The 16,225-nt window shown below is 49.8% G+C and carries 17 protein-coding genes and 1 tRNA gene; all 18 read left to right on the top strand.

Going from position 1 to position 16,225, the window contains the following annotated elements; translation table 11 throughout:
* Positions 1–12: 12 nt before the first annotated feature.
* On the top strand, positions 13–1,251 hold the full coding sequence (gene fabF / locus KQI79_RS19500) for a beta-ketoacyl-ACP synthase II (RefSeq protein WP_216539975.1): 1,239 nt from the start codon (positions 13–15) through the stop codon (positions 1,249–1,251).
* A 13-nt stretch (positions 1,252–1,264) separates the two neighbouring features.
* On the top strand, positions 1,265–1,975 hold the full coding sequence (rnc, locus tag KQI79_RS19495; RefSeq protein WP_216539974.1) for a ribonuclease III: 711 nt from the start codon (positions 1,265–1,267) through the stop codon (positions 1,973–1,975).
* Between the two features lie 168 nt (positions 1,976–2,143).
* The gene (gene smc / locus KQI79_RS19490; protein ID WP_216539973.1) at positions 2,144–5,722 is read left to right on the top strand and encodes a chromosome segregation protein SMC; all 3,579 of its coding nucleotides are present in this window, start codon (positions 2,144–2,146) and stop codon (positions 5,720–5,722) included.
* Positions 5,723–5,765: 43 nt separating this feature from the next.
* The gene (gene ftsY / locus KQI79_RS19485; RefSeq protein WP_216539972.1) at positions 5,766–6,776 is read left to right on the top strand and encodes a signal recognition particle-docking protein FtsY; all 1,011 of its coding nucleotides are present in this window, start codon (positions 5,766–5,768) and stop codon (positions 6,774–6,776) included.
* A gap of 134 nt (positions 6,777–6,910) precedes the next feature.
* A complete protein-coding gene (trhA, locus tag KQI79_RS19480; RefSeq protein ID WP_216539971.1) occupies positions 6,911–7,558 on the top strand; it encodes a PAQR family membrane homeostasis protein TrhA in 648 nt (215 codons plus the stop codon).
* Between the two features lie 32 nt (positions 7,559–7,590).
* A complete protein-coding gene (locus KQI79_RS19475) occupies positions 7,591–8,463 on the top strand; it encodes a YitT family protein (RefSeq protein ID WP_216539970.1) in 873 nt (290 codons plus the stop codon).
* Between the two features lie 191 nt (positions 8,464–8,654).
* On the top strand, positions 8,655–9,005 hold the full coding sequence (locus KQI79_RS19470) for a putative DNA-binding protein (RefSeq protein WP_216539969.1): 351 nt from the start codon (positions 8,655–8,657) through the stop codon (positions 9,003–9,005).
* A gap of 21 nt (positions 9,006–9,026) precedes the next feature.
* On the top strand, positions 9,027–10,403 hold the full coding sequence (gene ffh, locus KQI79_RS19465; protein WP_216539968.1) for a signal recognition particle protein: 1,377 nt from the start codon (positions 9,027–9,029) through the stop codon (positions 10,401–10,403).
* A gap of 33 nt (positions 10,404–10,436) precedes the next feature.
* Positions 10,437–10,709: a 30S ribosomal protein S16 gene (gene rpsP, locus KQI79_RS19460; RefSeq protein WP_216539967.1), complete on the top strand. Its 273-nt coding sequence runs from the start codon at positions 10,437–10,439 to the stop codon at positions 10,707–10,709.
* Positions 10,710–10,732: 23 nt separating this feature from the next.
* Positions 10,733–10,963, top strand: coding sequence for a KH domain-containing protein (locus KQI79_RS19455; RefSeq protein WP_216539966.1), 231 nt, complete (start codon positions 10,733–10,735; stop codon positions 10,961–10,963).
* Between the two features lie 91 nt (positions 10,964–11,054).
* Positions 11,055–11,573: a ribosome maturation factor RimM gene (rimM, locus tag KQI79_RS19450; protein WP_216539965.1), complete on the top strand. Its 519-nt coding sequence runs from the start codon at positions 11,055–11,057 to the stop codon at positions 11,571–11,573.
* A gap of 2 nt (positions 11,574–11,575) precedes the next feature.
* Positions 11,576–12,346 (top strand): tRNA (guanosine(37)-N1)-methyltransferase TrmD, encoded by a 771-nt coding sequence (gene trmD, locus KQI79_RS19445; protein ID WP_216539964.1) that lies wholly within the window; start codon positions 11,576–11,578, stop codon positions 12,344–12,346.
* Between the two features lie 154 nt (positions 12,347–12,500).
* Positions 12,501–12,577: transfer RNA gene (locus tag KQI79_RS19440), tRNA-Pro, on the top strand.
* A gap of 136 nt (positions 12,578–12,713) precedes the next feature.
* Positions 12,714–13,634: a tyrosine-type recombinase/integrase gene (locus KQI79_RS19435; protein WP_216539963.1), complete on the top strand. Its 921-nt coding sequence runs from the start codon at positions 12,714–12,716 to the stop codon at positions 13,632–13,634.
* A 12-nt stretch (positions 13,635–13,646) separates the two neighbouring features.
* Positions 13,647–13,826 (top strand): hypothetical protein, encoded by a 180-nt coding sequence (locus KQI79_RS19430; protein WP_216539962.1) that lies wholly within the window; start codon positions 13,647–13,649, stop codon positions 13,824–13,826.
* Positions 13,823–14,053: a hypothetical protein gene (locus tag KQI79_RS19425; RefSeq protein ID WP_216539961.1), complete on the top strand. Its 231-nt coding sequence runs from the start codon at positions 13,823–13,825 to the stop codon at positions 14,051–14,053. Before KQI79_RS19430 ends, KQI79_RS19425 begins: the two co-directional genes overlap by 4 nt.
* Positions 14,054–14,070: 17 nt before the next feature.
* Positions 14,071–14,508, top strand: coding sequence for a hypothetical protein (locus tag KQI79_RS19420; protein ID WP_216539960.1), 438 nt, complete (start codon positions 14,071–14,073; stop codon positions 14,506–14,508).
* 224 nt (positions 14,509–14,732) lie between these two features.
* Positions 14,733–15,869 (top strand): hypothetical protein, encoded by a 1,137-nt coding sequence (locus tag KQI79_RS19415; RefSeq protein WP_216539959.1) that lies wholly within the window; start codon positions 14,733–14,735, stop codon positions 15,867–15,869.
* The last annotated feature ends 356 nt before the right edge of the window (positions 15,870–16,225 follow it).

Raw genomic sequence — 16,225 nt, 5'->3', positions numbered from 1 at the left:
AGGTGATTTTGTTTGAGGCAAAGAGTTGTTGTGACCGGAATGGGAATAATGACATCGCTCGGCGCAGACTTGGACACGCTATGGAATAATCTGATGGCGGGAAAATCGGGGGTTTCCTCGATCGATTCGTTCGATGTCGGCGAATATCCGACGCAAATTGCGGCATCCATTAAAGATTTCAATCCGGATGAATATATCGATAAGAAAGAAGCGCGTCGCATGGACCGCTTCGTGCAATTTGCCGTAGCGGCAAGCAAGAAGGCGTTGGAAGACGCCAAATTGAATATTGCGGAGGATGCGGACCCGGAACGCGTCGGCGTCATGATCGGTTCGGGGATCGGGGGTCTCGGAACATGGGAAGACCAGCATAATATTTTGCTGCAAAAAGGCCCGAAACGGGTTAGCCCGTTTTTTATTCCGATGATGATCGCCAATATGGCGTCCGGACAAGTGTCGATGCTATTCGGCGCCAAAGGCCCGAACAGTACCGCCGTTACCGCCTGCGCGACCGGGACGCATTCGATCGGCGATTCGTACAAGCTGATTCAACGCGGCGACGCGGACATTATGATATGCGGCGGCGCGGAAGCGACGATTCGGCCGACGGGAATGGCCGGCTTTTGCGCGATGCGCGCCATGTCTACGCGCAATGAGGAGCCGGAGAAGGCGAGCCGCCCGTTCGACATCGACCGCGACGGCTTCGTGATGGGAGAGGGCGCGGGCATTCTTGTGCTCGAATCGCTGGAGCACGCGCTCAAGCGCGGAGCGGCGATATACGGCGAAGTGATCGGCTACGGCATGAGCGGCGACGCGCATCATATGACCGATCCGGATCCGGACGGCGCGGCGCGCTGCATGAGCAAGGCGATGAAGGACGCGGGCATCGATCCGTCGGAAGTCGATTATATTAACGCGCACGGCACGAGCACGCCGATCGGCGATAAGTCCGAGACGCAAGCGATCAAGATCGCGCTCGGCGACCATGCTTATCATGTAGCCGTCAGTTCGACCAAATCGATGACAGGCCATTTGCTCGGCGCGGCCGGCGGCGTGGAAGCCGTCATATGCGGTTTGGCGATCAAGCACGGAATGATTCCGCCGACGATCAACATCGACAATCAAGATCCGGAGTGCGACTTGGATTACGTGCCGAACGTGCCTCGTCAAGCGGACTTGAAGGTGGTTATGTCGAATTCGTTCGGTTTTGGCGGCCATAATGCAACGATTGTATTGAAGAAATACGACTCATAAGGGGACAGTTTTTTTGAGCGCGGATTTGAAGCGGTTACAGCAGAAATTGAATATTTCATTTAAAAACCGCCAACTGCTGAAGCAAGCGTTCACGCATGCTTCCTATGTCAACGAGCACCGGTTCAGCGGCGGTCAGGACAACGAACGCCTTGAATTTCTCGGCGACGCGGTTTTGGAGCTGGCGGTGTCCGAATTTTTGTTCGGCCTTTATCCGAATCGTCCGGAAGGGGAACTGACGAAGCTTCGTGCGGCGATCGTATGCGAGCCTTCGCTCGTCAAATTTGCGGAAGCGCTGGAATTCGGGCAGTACGTTCTGCTCGGCAAGGGGGAGGAATTGACGGGCGGGCGAAGCCGGCCGGCCCTGCTCGCCGATGTGTTCGAATCTTTCATCGGAGCGCTTTATTTGGACCAAGGGTTCGATGTCGTCCGTACATTTCTTAGAGCGCATGTGTTCGAGCAAATTACGCAAGACGGCAAACTGCAAATTAACGATTATAAAACAAGACTGCAGGAGCTGGCCCAACATCAGAGCTTGGGCGGATTGGAATACCGGATCGTCGAGGAACGGGGTCCCGCGCATGAGCGCGAATTCGTCTCCGAAGTATATATGGGGGAAGATTGCTTGGGACGCGGCAGCGGAAGGTCGAAGAAAGAAGCGGAACAGCAGGCGGCCGCCCGCGCGCTTCACCGATTGGGCGCCGGTTCGGAACCGAAATCGAAATAAGGCAATAGACATAACCGGAAGCGGACGGTTGGCCGACTTCCGGTTTTTCTATGGGAATAATGCGCGGTAGATACGTTGCCGAAGGCGCGGCAGCGGGGCGCAAAAGCCTGGCAAAAGCGAGTTCAGTATTTGCGGCGGTTGTGTTAAAATAGGCTTTGAGGTGAGACGATGTTTTTGAAGCGGATTGAATTGTCCGGCTTTAAATCTTTTGCGGATCGGACGGAGCTGGAGTTTGTGCAAGGCATTACGGCTGTCGTCGGGCCGAACGGAAGCGGCAAGAGCAATATTTCGGACGGAATCCGCTGGGTTCTGGGCGAACAAAGCGCGAGATCGCTTCGCGGCGGCAAAATGGAAGATGTTATTTTCGCGGGCAGCGACGCGCGCAAAGCCGTTAATTTCGGCGAAGTGTCGCTTACGCTCGATAACGGCGACCAGGCTTTGCCGCTCGATTTCAGCGAGGTGACGGTAACGCGCCGCGTTCATCGCAGCGGGGAAAGCGAATATTTTATTAACAAACAGTCTTGCCGCTTAAAGGATATAACGGAATTGTTTATGGATACGGGAATCGGTAAGGAAGCTTATTCGATTATCGGGCAAGGGCGCATCGAGGAAATTTTAAGCACCCGCTCGGAAGATCGCCGAGGCATCTTTGAAGAAGCGTCGGGAATTGTAAAATATAAATCCCGCAAAAAGGACGCGAACAAGAAGCTGGATGAAACCGAACAAAATTTGCTGCGCATTCACGATCTGGTCAGCGAACTGGAGGATCAAATCGAGCCTTTGCGCGAACAATCGGAGAAGGCGGTTCGATATAAATCGCTGCGCGAGCAATTGAAAACGAAAGAAATTTCCATGTACGTTCATCAAATCGAACAAATTCATCGTTCATGGACGGAAGCGAGCGACAAGCTTTCGCAGCTGCAGCAATCCCAGTTGGAGCTGTCTACCGTCGTAAGCCGGCATGACGCGCATTTGGAGACGCACCGGATCGAGATGCGGAAGCTGGAAGCGGAATTGGAACAATTGCAGGAAAAACTGCTGCATTACAGCGAAGAGTTCGAGAAATGCGAAGGCTATGGCGAAGTATTGAAAGAGCGCAGCAAAAACTTGGCGCAGAACGACCGGCAGTTGAAGGAAACGCTCGAATCGAACGAGAGCCGCCTTCGGGACAAACGGGCGGAGACGGACGGTTACCGGAGCCAATTGAACGAAGTCGAAAGCCAGCTCGCTCGGTTGACGGCTCATTTGCGCGAGGAAGAATCCCGGTTGCTCGGAGTGGCCGGCGGGACGAGCAATGCGCCGGAGGAAACGCTGAAGGGCGAATTGCTCGATTTGATGAACCGAATGGCCGGACTTCGCAATGAAATTCGTTATGCGGATCAGCAGAAGGAAGGGCTGGCGCGGCGTACGGACAGGCTGAAGGAAGAGCAGGCGAAATGGCGCGAGCAGAAGGCGCTTTGCGACAAGCGGGAAGCCGAATTGGCCGCGCAAATGCAGGAAGCTGCCGCCGCCATCGAGGCGGTTCGCAACCGGTATATGGAAGAAAGCGATAACTATAAGAAGCTGCAAGGGCTGCTCGATGAAACGCAACTGACGGCGCGCAAATGGGAGCAGAAGCTCGATTCGCTCGTCTCGCGGCGCGATACGATGAAAGAGCTGCAGAACGATTTCGACGGTTTTATTCTTGGCGTGAAGGAAGTGCTGAAAGCGTCCCGCAAGAAGGACGGTTCCGGATTGCGCGGAGTGCACGGCGCCGTCGCCGAGCTGATCCGGGTGCCGGAACGGCTGGAAACGGCGGTGGAAACGGCGCTCGGCGCTTCGATGCAGCATATTGTCATGGAGAACGAAGCGGTGTCGCGCGAGGCGATCGCCTTCTTGAAGAAGCGCCAGCTCGGACGGGCGACGTTTCTGCCGCTTGACGTCATTCGCGGACGCTCCATCTCGGAGAGCGATAAACGGGCGATCGAAGGGGCCGAAGGCTTTGTCGGCATTGCCGCCGACTTGATCGGCTACGAGCCCGCTTACGCGAATATCGTCGGCAGCTTGCTCGGGTCCGTCGTCATCGCGCAAACGTTGGAACAGGCGAACAAGATCGCGGCCAAGTGCCAATACCGTTTCCGCGTCGTCACGTTGGACGGGGACGTTGTGAACGCCGGCGGATCGATGACAGGCGGGAGCGTGCATAAGAAGAGCACAAGCTTGCTCGGCAGACAGCGGCAAATCGATCAGATCGACGGGGAAATCAAGCAAACGCAGGAGCAATTGGACAAGCTGCTTCATAGTATACGCGATTTGAAACAGCGGCTTGCCGCAGCGGCGAAGCAAATCGAGACCTTGCGCGAGCAGGGCGAACAAAACCGGTTGCAAGAGCAGCAGATCGCGGCGGAACGCAAACAAGCGGAACTGGATGCGCGGCGGCTGTCGGAGCAATTCGAGATGTTCGAGCATGACCGGATTAGCTGCGAGCAGGAACTCGAAGCATTGAACGCCGCGCGCGAGGCGGCGGAAAGCCAGCTCGAGGCATTGCAGGCGGAGGAGGACCGGATCCAGCTCGCGATCCAGGCGGCGGAAACGGCGCGGAAGGAAAGCGAATCGGCCAAGGAGGAACTGCAATCGCAGCTAACCGATCTCAAGGTGCGGCAAGGGAAGCTGGATCAAGAAAAGTTCTCGCTGCAAGCGCAGCTGCGGCGAACGGAAGAGGAACTTGCCGCATTCGAGCAAGAGCTTGCCCGCAACCGCCAAGCGTTAACGCAATTGGAAGCCGATACGGCGACGGTCCGTTCCGAAAGCGTCAAGCAGCTCGAGGATTTAAATCAATATAAAATTTGGAAAGAACAATGCTCCGAACAAATCGACTTTAAGCGCGCCGAACGCGCGGAATGGGTACGCAAGCTGGAACGCGAGGAGAATGAGACGAAGGAGCAGCGCAGCGCGTTGCGGTCGGTGGAAGATCAGCTTCGGCATACGGAAATTCAGGTGAACCGCCTCGACGTGGAGCTTGACAATTTGCTCAAAAAATTGGCCGAGGAGTACGAACTGAGCTACGAACTGGCCAAAAGCCGCTATCCGGTGCCGGAAGATATCCTCGGTACGCAGAACGACGTTCGCGACTTGAAACGGAGCATCTCCGCCTTGGGCGACGTCAATTTGGGCGCGATCGAAGAGTATGAGCGGGTTCATGAGCGCTACCAGTTCCTGAGCGAGCAGAAGGATGATTTGATCGAGGCGAAAACGGCCCTCTATCAAGTGATACGCGAAATGGACGAAGAAATGGCGAAGCGGTTCAAGGAAACGTTCGACGCTATCCGCCGCGAGTTCGTCGTCGTATTCGTGAAATTGTTCGGCGGCGGCCGGGCCGACTTGGTTATGGTGGAGCCGGAGCGGATTCTCGAAACGGGGATCGATATCGTCGCCCAACCGCCGGGCAAAAAACTGCAAAACTTGCAATTGCTCTCCGGAGGAGAGCGCGCTTTGACGGCGATGGCGCTGCTGTTCGCGATATTGCGGGTGAAGCCTGTGCCGTTCTGCGTGCTCGACGAGGTCGAAGCCGCGCTGGACGAAGCGAATGTGACGCGCTTTGCGCAATATTTGCGCGAGTTTTCCGAGCAAACCCAATTTATCGTCGTTACCCACCGGAAAGGGACGATGGAAGAAGCGGACGTTCTCTACGGCGTGACGATGGAGGAGGGCGGCGTATCCAAGCTCGTCTCCGTCAAACTGGAAGACGAAGAAGCGGTTATCGCATAGCTGTAATTCATTATTGCCGTTTGCGGAAGGATGAAAAGAAAATATGAGTTTTTTTAAAAAATTAAAAGAAAGCATCGCAGCCAAGACCGAGGCGGTGACGAACGTATTCAAGGAAGGCTTGTCCAAGACGAGCTCGGCCTTGGTCGGCAAAGTGCAAGACTTGATTACGCGCCGCAAAAAAATCGACGAGGAATTTTACGAGGAACTGGAAGAAATTTTGATCGGAGCCGATGTGGGCGTGAATACGGTCATGAACTTGATCGAGGACTTGCGCGCCGAGGTGAAAAAACGCAAAATCGAAGAAGCGGCCGAGTTGCAGCCGATCTTGTCCGAGAAGCTGGTTGAATTGCTGCGCGGCGATGCCAATAACGGATTGGCGATGAACGATGCCGGCATTACCGTCATCTTGTTCGTTGGCGTCAACGGAGTCGGCAAAACGACGACGATCGGCAAATTGGCGCATCGTTTCAAGCAGCAGGGCAAAAAAGTGCTGCTTGCCGCGGGCGACACCTTCCGCGCGGGGGCGATCGAGCAGCTTGAAGTGTGGGGCCAGCGCGTCGGGGTTGAAGTGATTAAGCAGCAAGCGGGCTCCGATCCTGCGGCCGTCATGTACGACGCCGTACATGCGGCGAAGCAGCGCGGCGTCGACGTGCTGCTATGCGATACGGCGGGACGGCTGCAAAATAAATCCAACCTGATGGAAGAGCTGAATAAAATTTATCGTGTCATCGGACGCGAAATCCCGGACGCGCCGCATGAAGTATTGATGGTGCTCGACGCGACGACAGGCCAAAACGCGCTGAGCCAAGCGAGATTGTTCGGCGAGAAAAGCGGCGTGACCGGCCTGGTGCTAACGAAGCTCGACGGCACCGCCAAAGGCGGCATCGTCGTAGCCATCCGGCAGGAACTGAACTTGCCGGTGAAATTCGTCGGACTTGGGGAAAAGATGGACGATTTGCAGGAGTTCGACTCCGAGCAGTTTGTGCATGCTTTGTTCGCAGGCCTGATACAGGATGCGGAAACTCGTGACAACGAAGCGGAAAGAAAGGAATAGACGAGAGCCGGGGCGGGAACGTCCCGGTTTTCTGCGTTCACCAAGCCTTCATTTCCCCTTGGGCGCAAAAAAGCATATAATAAAGGTACGTAATGAAACAATCGATTATATCGAGGATTGAAGGTGTTATTCCTATGGCAAACACGCATGTTTACACGAGAAAGGAAGAAATCGCGAACGCCGTTACGCATGGCATCGGCATGCTGCTCAGCGTTGCCGCTCTTGTGCTGCTGGTCGTATACTCCTGCATGTACGGGAACGTATGGCATATCGTCAGCTTTACCATTTACGGGGTGACGATGCTGCTGTTGTATACTTCTTCCACGTTGTTGCACAGCTTTCCCGAAGGGAAAGTGAAAGATTTGTTCGAAATATTCGACCACGCTTCGATCTATTTGTTTATTGCCGGCACGTATACCCCCTTTTTATTCGTCGTTTTGCGCGGCACGCTCGGCTGGACTTTGTTCGGCATCATTTGGGGCATTGCGCTGTTCGGGGTCGTGTTCAAGGCGTTTTTCGTCAAACGTTTTCTGTTCATGTCCACGATTTTTTATATTGCGATGGGCTGGCTGATCGTGCTCGCCTGGAATCCGCTCGTCGCCGCGCTGCCGCAGGGCGGTGTGAACATGCTTGTCGCCGGAGGCGTTCTGTATACGCTCGGTACGATTTTCTACGTCTGGCGCGGGTTTCCGCATCATCATGCCGTTTGGCATTTATTCGTTCTGGCAGGCTCGATCGTTCATTTTTTTGCGGTGTTTCTCTACGTACTGCCGATTCAATAACGGTTTGAACAACGTTTTGAGGAGGAGATTCTATGCCGGCCATGCCACATGAGTACAGCGCACGATCAAGTCGGGCATCCGGCCGCCAAATGGAGGCGCGGCGCTGGGATTTACGGAAACTAATCCATTTGCTCATCGGCAGTATGCTCGTGGCCGCGGGCCTCGAATTGTTTTTAGTGCCGAATCAAGTGATCGCCGGCGGCTTTGTAGGCATATCCATTATGCTGACCCATTTTACGGAATTGAAATTAAGCTTGTTTCTGTTTCTGTTCAATTTTCCGTTTATGCTGCTGCGCCGCCGCGTCGGCCGTCCCTTGCTGATTGCTTCGCTGCTGTCGCTCGTGTTTGTTTGCCTAGGAGCCTACCTTCTGAATCCGTTGCCCGCGCTCTTATCGAACCCGTTCTTGGCCGCGGTATGCGGCGGAGCGTCGTTCGGTCTCGGGATGGGCATGATCATCCGCTTCGGAGGCGATTCCGTGGATCAGGCGGAAGCGGCCGTCCGTTACTTGCACCGGGGAAGGAAGCTTATTACGGCAGATGAAATTGTGTTGTGGAGCAACCTGCTGATTCTGCTCGGCGCGGGATTCGTCTTCGGCTGGGAACAGGCGTTGTTCTCGCTTGTCGCTTACTATCTCGCTTACCGTATGGTCGATGTCGGTTTGTACGGGTTGCCGCTTACGAAAACGATGTGGATCGTCAGCGGGAAAAGGGAAGAGGTCGAGCGGGCGCTGCGCGCCGCCGCAATCGAAGTGCGCCAAATTCCGAACGCTTCCGAAGGGGACAAGCGGTCGCTGCTCATATGTACAATTAAACGCTCCGAGGAAGCGCGGCTTACATCCCTCTTGGCGAAAGCGGATCCCGAGTGCATGGTGACGGCGGCTCCCAACGAAGTCAACAGGAAATAGCCGCCCGGACGAAGACGGTGATGAATGCCGAAAATAAATGTTAAGGTAAATCACTTGACATTGGTTTCGGATTTCGGTATGATAATTGTCGGCGCATGTGTCAAGTATTTGACCTTGACTGCAAGCGCCGGGTTCGCTCATCCGAGAGTAAAGCGTCAGATATGAGGTTTTCAGGAAGGGAGTGGCCCTGAATGAGCGAAGGGAATGTGCTCGACAAAACGAACCGCATCAATATGCTGTTCGATTTTTACGAGCCGCTGCTGACTGAGAAGCAGCAAACGTTCTTAAAGTATTATTTTCACGACGATTTCTCGCTCGGGGAAATCGCGGCGGAGTTTGACATTAGCCGTCAAGCGGTTTACGAGCATATTAAAAGGGCCGAACAAATGTTGGAGGCCTACGAGGACAAACTCCAACTGCTGCGCAAGCATAAACAGCGGCTCGATTATTTGGAGCAATTACAGGCGATGTTGAAATATATGCCGGAAGAACGGAAAGAAGAGACGAAGCGTATGATGGACGGTTTGCGAAACGTCGATTAATACGAGTGGAGGTGAATCGCCATGGCATTTGAAGGTTTGACCAGCCGCCTGCAGAACGTGTTCAGCAAATTGCGCGGCAGGGGCAAAGTTTCGGAAGAAGATGTCGGCGAAGCGATGCGCCAAGTGCGGCTCGCTTTGTTGGAAGCGGACGTTAACTTTAAAGTCGTCAAAGAGTTCATTGCGAAGGTGAAGGAACGCGCGGTCGGTCAAGAAGTAATGAAAAGCTTCACGCCCGGAATGGTCATTATCGACATCGTTAACAAAGAGTTGACGGAGCTGATGGGCGGCACGAACGCGAAATTGGCGAAATCGAATAAACCGCCGACGGTCATTATGATGGCCGGTCTGCAAGGCGCCGGGAAAACGACGACAAGCGGCAAGCTCGCGAAATTGCTGCAGAAGCAAAACCACCGTCCGCTGCTCGTAGCCGGCGACATTTACCGCCCGGCGGCGATCAAGCAATTGCAGGTGCTCGGCGAGCAAATTAAAGTGCCGGTGTTCTCGCTTGGCGACAAGACGAGCCCGGTCGAAATTGCAAAGCAAGGTTTGCAGCATGCGAAGGATAACGGCCACGATTACGTCATTATCGATACGGCGGGCCGGCTGCATATCGACGAAGAGTTGATGGAAGAGTTGAAGCAAATCCACGCGAATGTGAAGCCGGACGAAGTGCTGCTCGTCGTCGACGCGATGACGGGGCAGGATGCGGTGAACGTTGCGGAAAGCTTCAATCAGCAGCTCGAGCTGACCGGCGTCGTCTTGACGAAGCTGGACGGCGATACGCGCGGGGGCGCGGCTTTATCCGTCAAAGCGGTTACGGGCTGTCCGATTAAATTCGCGGCGCTCGGCGAGAAGATCGACGCGCTGGAGCCGTTTCATCCGGACCGGATGGCATCGCGCATCTTGGGCATGGGCGATATGCTCTCGCTGATCGAGAAAGCGCAAGCCAATATCGACGAAGAGAAAGCGAAGGAAATGGAACGGAAAATGCGCAACGCGGAGTTTACGTTCGACGATTTCCTCGAGCAGATGGAACAAGTGAAGAAACTTGGGCCGATCGATCAAATTCTCGATATGATTCCCGGCATGGGCAAAGTGAAGCAATTGAAAGATTTGAAAGTCGACGAGAAGCAAATGGGCCGCATCGAAGCGATTGTCCGTTCCATGACGAAGGAAGAGAAGCGGCAACCGGACATCATCAACCATAGCCGGCGGAAACGGATCGCGGCGGGCAGCGGGACGTCGCTAACCGACGTGAACCGTTTGATTAAGCAGTTCGACGATATGCGCCGCATGATGAAGCAATTTTCCGGCATGATGGGCGGCGGCAAGAACAATAAAATGATGAAAAATTTGAAAAAGCAAGCCGGTAAAGGGATGAAATTCCCTTTCCGTTAATCGATGGTTTATCTCATAGGGGAGGTGATTTTCGTGGCAGTACGCATTCGTTTAAAACGCATTGGCGCTCATAAAGCTCCATTTTATCGTGTCGTCGTTTCCGATTCCCGTTCTCCGCGCGACGGACGGTTTATCGAAGAGATCGGTTACTACAATCCGGTTGCAGAGCCGGCCGTAGTGAACATCGATGAAGAGAAAGCATTGAAATGGCTGCAAACGGGCGCTCAAGCTTCCGATACTGTTCGTAACTTGCTTAGCAAAGCTGGCGTTATGAAAAAATTCCATGAGCTTAAGCAACAGAAATAAGCTGTTGATGCGGAGGAATTCGTATGGAGGATTTAGTAAAAGTTATTGCAAAAGCTTTAGTAGATCATCCGGAAGATGTTCATGTGAATGTCGTTGAGAAAGATCATGTCATTGTGTACGAATTAACGGTCAATCCCGACGATATCGGGAAAGTGATCGGCAAGCAAGGACGGATCGCCAAAGCGCTTCGCACCGTGGTTACATCGGCAGCTGTGAAAATCAATAAACGGGTAACCGTTGATATTTTGTCTTAGGAAGCGGGGTTAGGATGAATGTCCTAGCCCTTTTTCATATCATAGATAAGTCTGATGGCGTCGTTACGATGTCAAATTCTGAGGAGGCAATATGTCGCATACATTGTTTACCGTTGGGAAAATCGTCAATACTCACGGCATTCGCGGCGAATTGAAGATCGTACCGCAAACGGACTTCCCGGAAGTGCGCTTTCAAAAAGGCAGCAAGCTGCTGTTTCAACATCCGGAGACGAAGGCGACGGTTCCGGTCGTCGTCGAGGGCGCGCGTTTGCATAAAAATATGTACATGGTCAAATTTGAAGGATTCCATAATATTAACGAGGTCGAAAAATATAAAGGCTGGCTGCTGAAAGTATCCGAGGAGCATTTGGTGGAATTGCCGGAAGACGAGTATTATTACTACGAAATTATCGGCTGCCGCGTCGTTACCGACGAAGGGGATGAGCTCGGCGTCATTAGCGAAATTTTAAGCCCGGGCGCGAACGATGTATGGGTGGTTGAGCGCCCGCAAGGCAAGCCGGTGTTGCTGCCGGTCATCGACGAGGTTTTGCTCGACGTCGACGTTGAGCAAAAAGTGGTGAAAGTCCATTTGCTGGAGGGTTTACTATAACGATGAAAATCGATGTGCTGACGCTATTTCCGGAAATGTTCGCGGGCGTATTCGGGACGAGCATTCTCGGCAAGGCGCATGACAAAGAAATCGTACAACTGAATACGGTCAATTTTCGCGATTATGCGAATAACAAGCACAGCACCGTGGACGACTATCCGTATGGCGGAGGAGGAGGAATGGTGCTCAAACCGGAGCCGATTTTCGCCGCCGTCGAGGATTTGTTGGGCGCGCAAGCGGATCAACCGTCCGGCGCCGTTCCGGCAGCGCGTCCGCGCGTCATTCTCATGTGCCCGCAAGGAGAATCGTTTACGCAAGCGAAAGCGGAAGAACTTGCGCGGGAACGCCATTTGATCTTTATATGCGGCCATTACGAAGGATACGACGAACGTATACGCGAGCATCTGGTCACGGATGAGCTGTCCATCGGCGACTACGTGCTCACCGGCGGGGAATTGCCGGCGATGGTCGTCATAGACAGCGTCGTTCGCTTGCTGCCGGGCGTACTTGGCAACGAAACGTCCGCGGTTACCGATTCGTTCAGCACGGGGCTGCTTGAATATCCGCATTATACGCGCCCGGCCGATTTCCGCGGTTGGACGGTGCCCGATGTGCTGCTCTCGGGCCATCACGCCAATGTGGCCGAGTGGCGCCGGCGGGAATCGCTTCGCCGCACATGGCAGCGCCGCCCCGATCTGCTCGAACGCATGGAGCTGACGCCGCAAGAGCAGGCGTGGCTGCGGGAAATCCGGGAAGGCGGCGAGCGGCGATGACGCCGCTTCTTTGGCATTGCCATTGCGATTGACGAAGAGGCATGCTGTCATCGTACGCCTCGCCCCGGTGCTCTTTTACAGTAAAACGTTGCCTATTCAGGAAAAAACTTTTTTGACAATCTCCCGAAATGTACTATAATATTGAATATAGTGTCGGGGTATGGCGCAGTCTGGTAGCGCGCACCCTTGGGGTGGGTGAGGTCGCAGGTTCAAATCCTGTTACTCCGACCAGATTATATTAATCAAGGCTTCTCGCCACTTTTTAACGAAGCAAAAAGAAAGTGGTTAGGCTGAGAAACGAATTTTAATCAAAAGACTACTTTCCAACGGATTTATAAATCCAATGGAAGGTGGTCTTTTTTTGTTTATGTATTTACAGTTTGCAATTAAAGATTTTTTGGAGGATCGACAGTTAAAAAACCTATCTGTTACAACATTGGACAGGTATACGAGGACACTTACGGATTTTAATAATTTTTGTTCTGAGGAAGAAATTGTAAACGTTGAAGAGGTAACAGCCAACACCGTCAAAAAGTATTTGATCTATTGCCAAGATAAAAAAGGCAACAATCAAACAACGAAAAACTCGAAACTACGGGTGCTAAAATCGTTTTTTAATTATCTGGTCGAATCAGAGTACATTACTGACAAACAAAATGTGTCACGGAAAATTAACTACGGGAAGGAAGATATTTTAATCCCAGTCTTTCAAGATCATCATATAAGCCAAATGCTTGCTTACTATCGCAAGCTTATTGACAGATCTAAAACGTACTATGCTGTCAGAGATTACACAATGATCTTGTTTTTTCTCGGAACAGGCGCTCGTTGCGGGGAAGTATCCAATCTAAAATGGTCTGATATTGATTTTGACAATAAGGCGGCTATATTTTTTGGTAAAGGAAGGAAACAACAAAGTATACCGCTTGTTGACAAATTGATCAAGGAATTGGCTGACTGGAGATTATTTGCTGAGAGGCATATTGATCAAAAACCGGAATATGTATTCGGTACAGACGAAAATAAACAATTAAGCGCAAACGGTATTAAATTAATCTTTAAAAGATTGCAGAAAAAAATGAACTTTCGTGACTGTAGATTGTCGAGTCACACATTCAGGCATACTTTAGCTTTCCGATTTTTACGTAATGGCGGCGATATCGTATCGTTGCAACGTCTTTTGAGACACTCAACTTTAGATATGACCAAAAGATATCTAAATGCATGGGGTCACATGTTGCACGAAACCAATGATAAATTTAACCCGCTTAACAACATGGACATATAAGGCGGTGCTATCATGCTTAACTATTACATAGCACGTTTTCACAAATGCGGCGACAGCCTAGACAAAGAGTTTTTATTTTGGATTCGCACCGTTGCAAGTCCAACGCCTTTAGGCACTGATAACGAACGAATTAAAGAGGTCTTAACGCTTGTTGATGCTTATCGCATGGTTAAAGGCGGTGAAACCAGTTGAATCAAACTAATGACATATTAGATGTCCAAGTATCAATGGGACGCTTAATATGGATTATGGACGACGAAACTTACAATCAACTTTTTATCCTTACAAAAAGACATTTAAACCTTGTCAAAGAGCATCTTGACATAAACACCGCTTATGAGCGTAAAGCACAAATCAAAGACGAAATCGAAGCTATACGTCAACAACGAGATTTAATCATACAGCAATACCAAAACTAATTTAGGAGGATTAAAAAATGAAGGAATTTTTTGGTCGCATTGAAAAAGAAGTCGGTCACGAATCGCTGGAGCTAGCATTGCTTAAACAATACGTCAAAACGGAGGAGGATATAAGTCATTTTAACAAAATTGCTATCCCATTATGTGATCTTCCTGACTATGGACGCCAGCCATTAATTAATGCGATTGTTTATTACATCGAAGACAAAGTTTTACAAGACCAAACGCTTGACGGATGGCAACAATTATACAATGCAGCGTTTGAGTCGAAACAAGGATTGCTTGACCTGATTCGCGAGGATGGTATTGATAGCTATGATACCTATCAATTTGTCGATAAATGCTTTACAGATCAAATGGTACAGCATTTTGGGCAAGCGTTTAGCGGAGATTTAGATAGTTTGGATTATGAGTTAGTGCAATATTACAATAAATTGTATCCAGATGCTTGCTAAAAAAAGCAGGGGTAACCAATCCCCTGCTTATTTTATTTTAATTTATTTTATACTTGACTTTAAAACTTGTCCTCTACTAAAATCACCAGTGGAGCATTATTAGGATAGATTTACCAAGGCTATCCTCTATTAAAATAATCGCCTTCAGGCGTAAAGAAAAGGACGATGAGAATGCAAACGATCCTTAAAACAAAAAGAAAAATTAAAATATTAGGAGTGAGTAAATGCAAGAAACGACGACGAATACAAAGGTTATCCCCTTAGACTATGCTTATAGAACGATCAGGGGTTACCTATGGCAAAACAATTACCAGCAAAAACTACCACGTATAATAGTAGTTGAGCAACTATTCAAATTTGATGACGAGAAGAAAACTAAGTTTAAAGATATAAAAGCAATTCAGCAGGAGCCTAGTATCTATGACGATCAATACATACTTCCCTTCTTTCAAAATTACCTAACTAACCACCAAATAGAGGCAGTTACCAATCGCAGAACAACAAAGTTTCATAAAATCCTATACGAGATTGCCGCATACTTAACAAAGGGCAAAAATCCAGAACACGACATAATAACGCCATACAGGGTAAAGCGTGATGAATACAGATTGGTTTTTCCTGAAAAAATACTTAAAGTTAAAGAAGCAACAATCGAAACTCTTGAAGCTTATGATATTGACAATCTTTTTAAACATAACTCACAGTTACAAAGCGACTTAAAGAATGCATATATCATTCCTGATAAAAAAGGAAAAAAGAACGGGATTAGTTGGGAATCGATCAACGAATTAAAAATCAAATACGAAGATATGACCAAGCGTGAAAAAGAAATGTGCGATACGATTAACAGTCTGGAATTAATACTTGCATCTAATATAAATCTAAGCAAATGGACGCAAAAGAAAATCAATGAAATCATTGTAAATCTAAAATTACAAGTTAATGCTAGTTATTTTTCCAGCACTCGTTCTCCTAAACAAGTCGGTAAAAGTGTTAGCACATTAACCAATAAATTCGAATGCAATGAAAACTTTTGGGCAAATCAGATCGTCGAATATCTTGATTATACGAATCCTAGACACATATCAGGACTAATTACTAATTTTTTTGATTTACACCAGAAGCATAAAACAAATGTAGGCAACCCATTATATGCAATCTTACACGACTTCATTTTACATATGGACAAAATCAAGCTTTCCGACACGCACAGGCAAATTGTCAATACATATATGTTTTATTCCAGCAACAAAAAAGAGGTATCAGAAAAATTAAAAATGGATACAGAAAAAATGAACAAAATGTTACATAGAACGATTACTCATATAATTGCAGAATACTTTAAAAATGTCGGAAACTAAAAAATAGTCAGTATATTTAAAGAAGGGTCACCTGCCAACCTTTCAAACAATTCTAGATTTTTAGAAGCCATTTTACCAATTTTTATTCTTCTATTTTTTCATCCATTTTTGCTGATTCCTCTTTTGAGGAGCGGAGCGCATTTTAACTGATGCGCTCTTTTATTTTTGCTGTTTTATTCAATAAATTTTTTGAAAGGAAGGTATTAATGTCAGACCAAACATTTACTCAAGACCAAGTGTTATTGCTAACGCATAATGTCCGGAGATTGATGGTGTAAGTTATCCTGCTATTGACGGTTAATCTGACCGCATCCGGATATACGAGAGGGGGAATTATGATAATTCTCCCTGAATGA

The sequence above is a fragment of the Paenibacillus sp. MSJ-34 genome (assembly GCF_018918005.1).
GTDB lineage: Bacteria > Bacillota > Bacilli > Paenibacillales > Paenibacillaceae > MSJ-34.
This window is presented reverse-complemented; position numbering and strand designations above follow the sequence as displayed.

Coding starts and splice junctions, on each gene's coding strand:
- KQI79_RS19475 (WP_216539970.1), top strand. CDS start 7,591: ATGCCGGCCATGCCACATGAGTACAGCGCACGATCAAGTCGGGCATCC.
- KQI79_RS19435 (WP_216539963.1), top strand. CDS start 12,714: ATGTATTTACAGTTTGCAATTAAAGATTTTTTGGAGGATCGACAGTTA.
- smc (WP_216539973.1), top strand. CDS start 2,144: ATGTTTTTGAAGCGGATTGAATTGTCCGGCTTTAAATCTTTTGCGGAT.
- ffh (WP_216539968.1), top strand. CDS start 9,027: ATGGCATTTGAAGGTTTGACCAGCCGCCTGCAGAACGTGTTCAGCAAA.
- KQI79_RS19420 (WP_216539960.1), top strand. CDS start 14,071: ATGAAGGAATTTTTTGGTCGCATTGAAAAAGAAGTCGGTCACGAATCG.
- KQI79_RS19430 (WP_216539962.1), top strand. CDS start 13,647: ATGCTTAACTATTACATAGCACGTTTTCACAAATGCGGCGACAGCCTA.
- rimM (WP_216539965.1), top strand. CDS start 11,055: ATGTCGCATACATTGTTTACCGTTGGGAAAATCGTCAATACTCACGGC.
- trhA (WP_216539971.1), top strand. CDS start 6,911: ATGGCAAACACGCATGTTTACACGAGAAAGGAAGAAATCGCGAACGCC.
- KQI79_RS19470 (WP_216539969.1), top strand. CDS start 8,655: ATGAGCGAAGGGAATGTGCTCGACAAAACGAACCGCATCAATATGCTG.
- trmD (WP_216539964.1), top strand. CDS start 11,576: ATGAAAATCGATGTGCTGACGCTATTTCCGGAAATGTTCGCGGGCGTA.
- KQI79_RS19455 (WP_216539966.1), top strand. CDS start 10,733: ATGGAGGATTTAGTAAAAGTTATTGCAAAAGCTTTAGTAGATCATCCG.
- KQI79_RS19415 (WP_216539959.1), top strand. CDS start 14,733: ATGCAAGAAACGACGACGAATACAAAGGTTATCCCCTTAGACTATGCT.
- ftsY (WP_216539972.1), top strand. CDS start 5,766: ATGAGTTTTTTTAAAAAATTAAAAGAAAGCATCGCAGCCAAGACCGAG.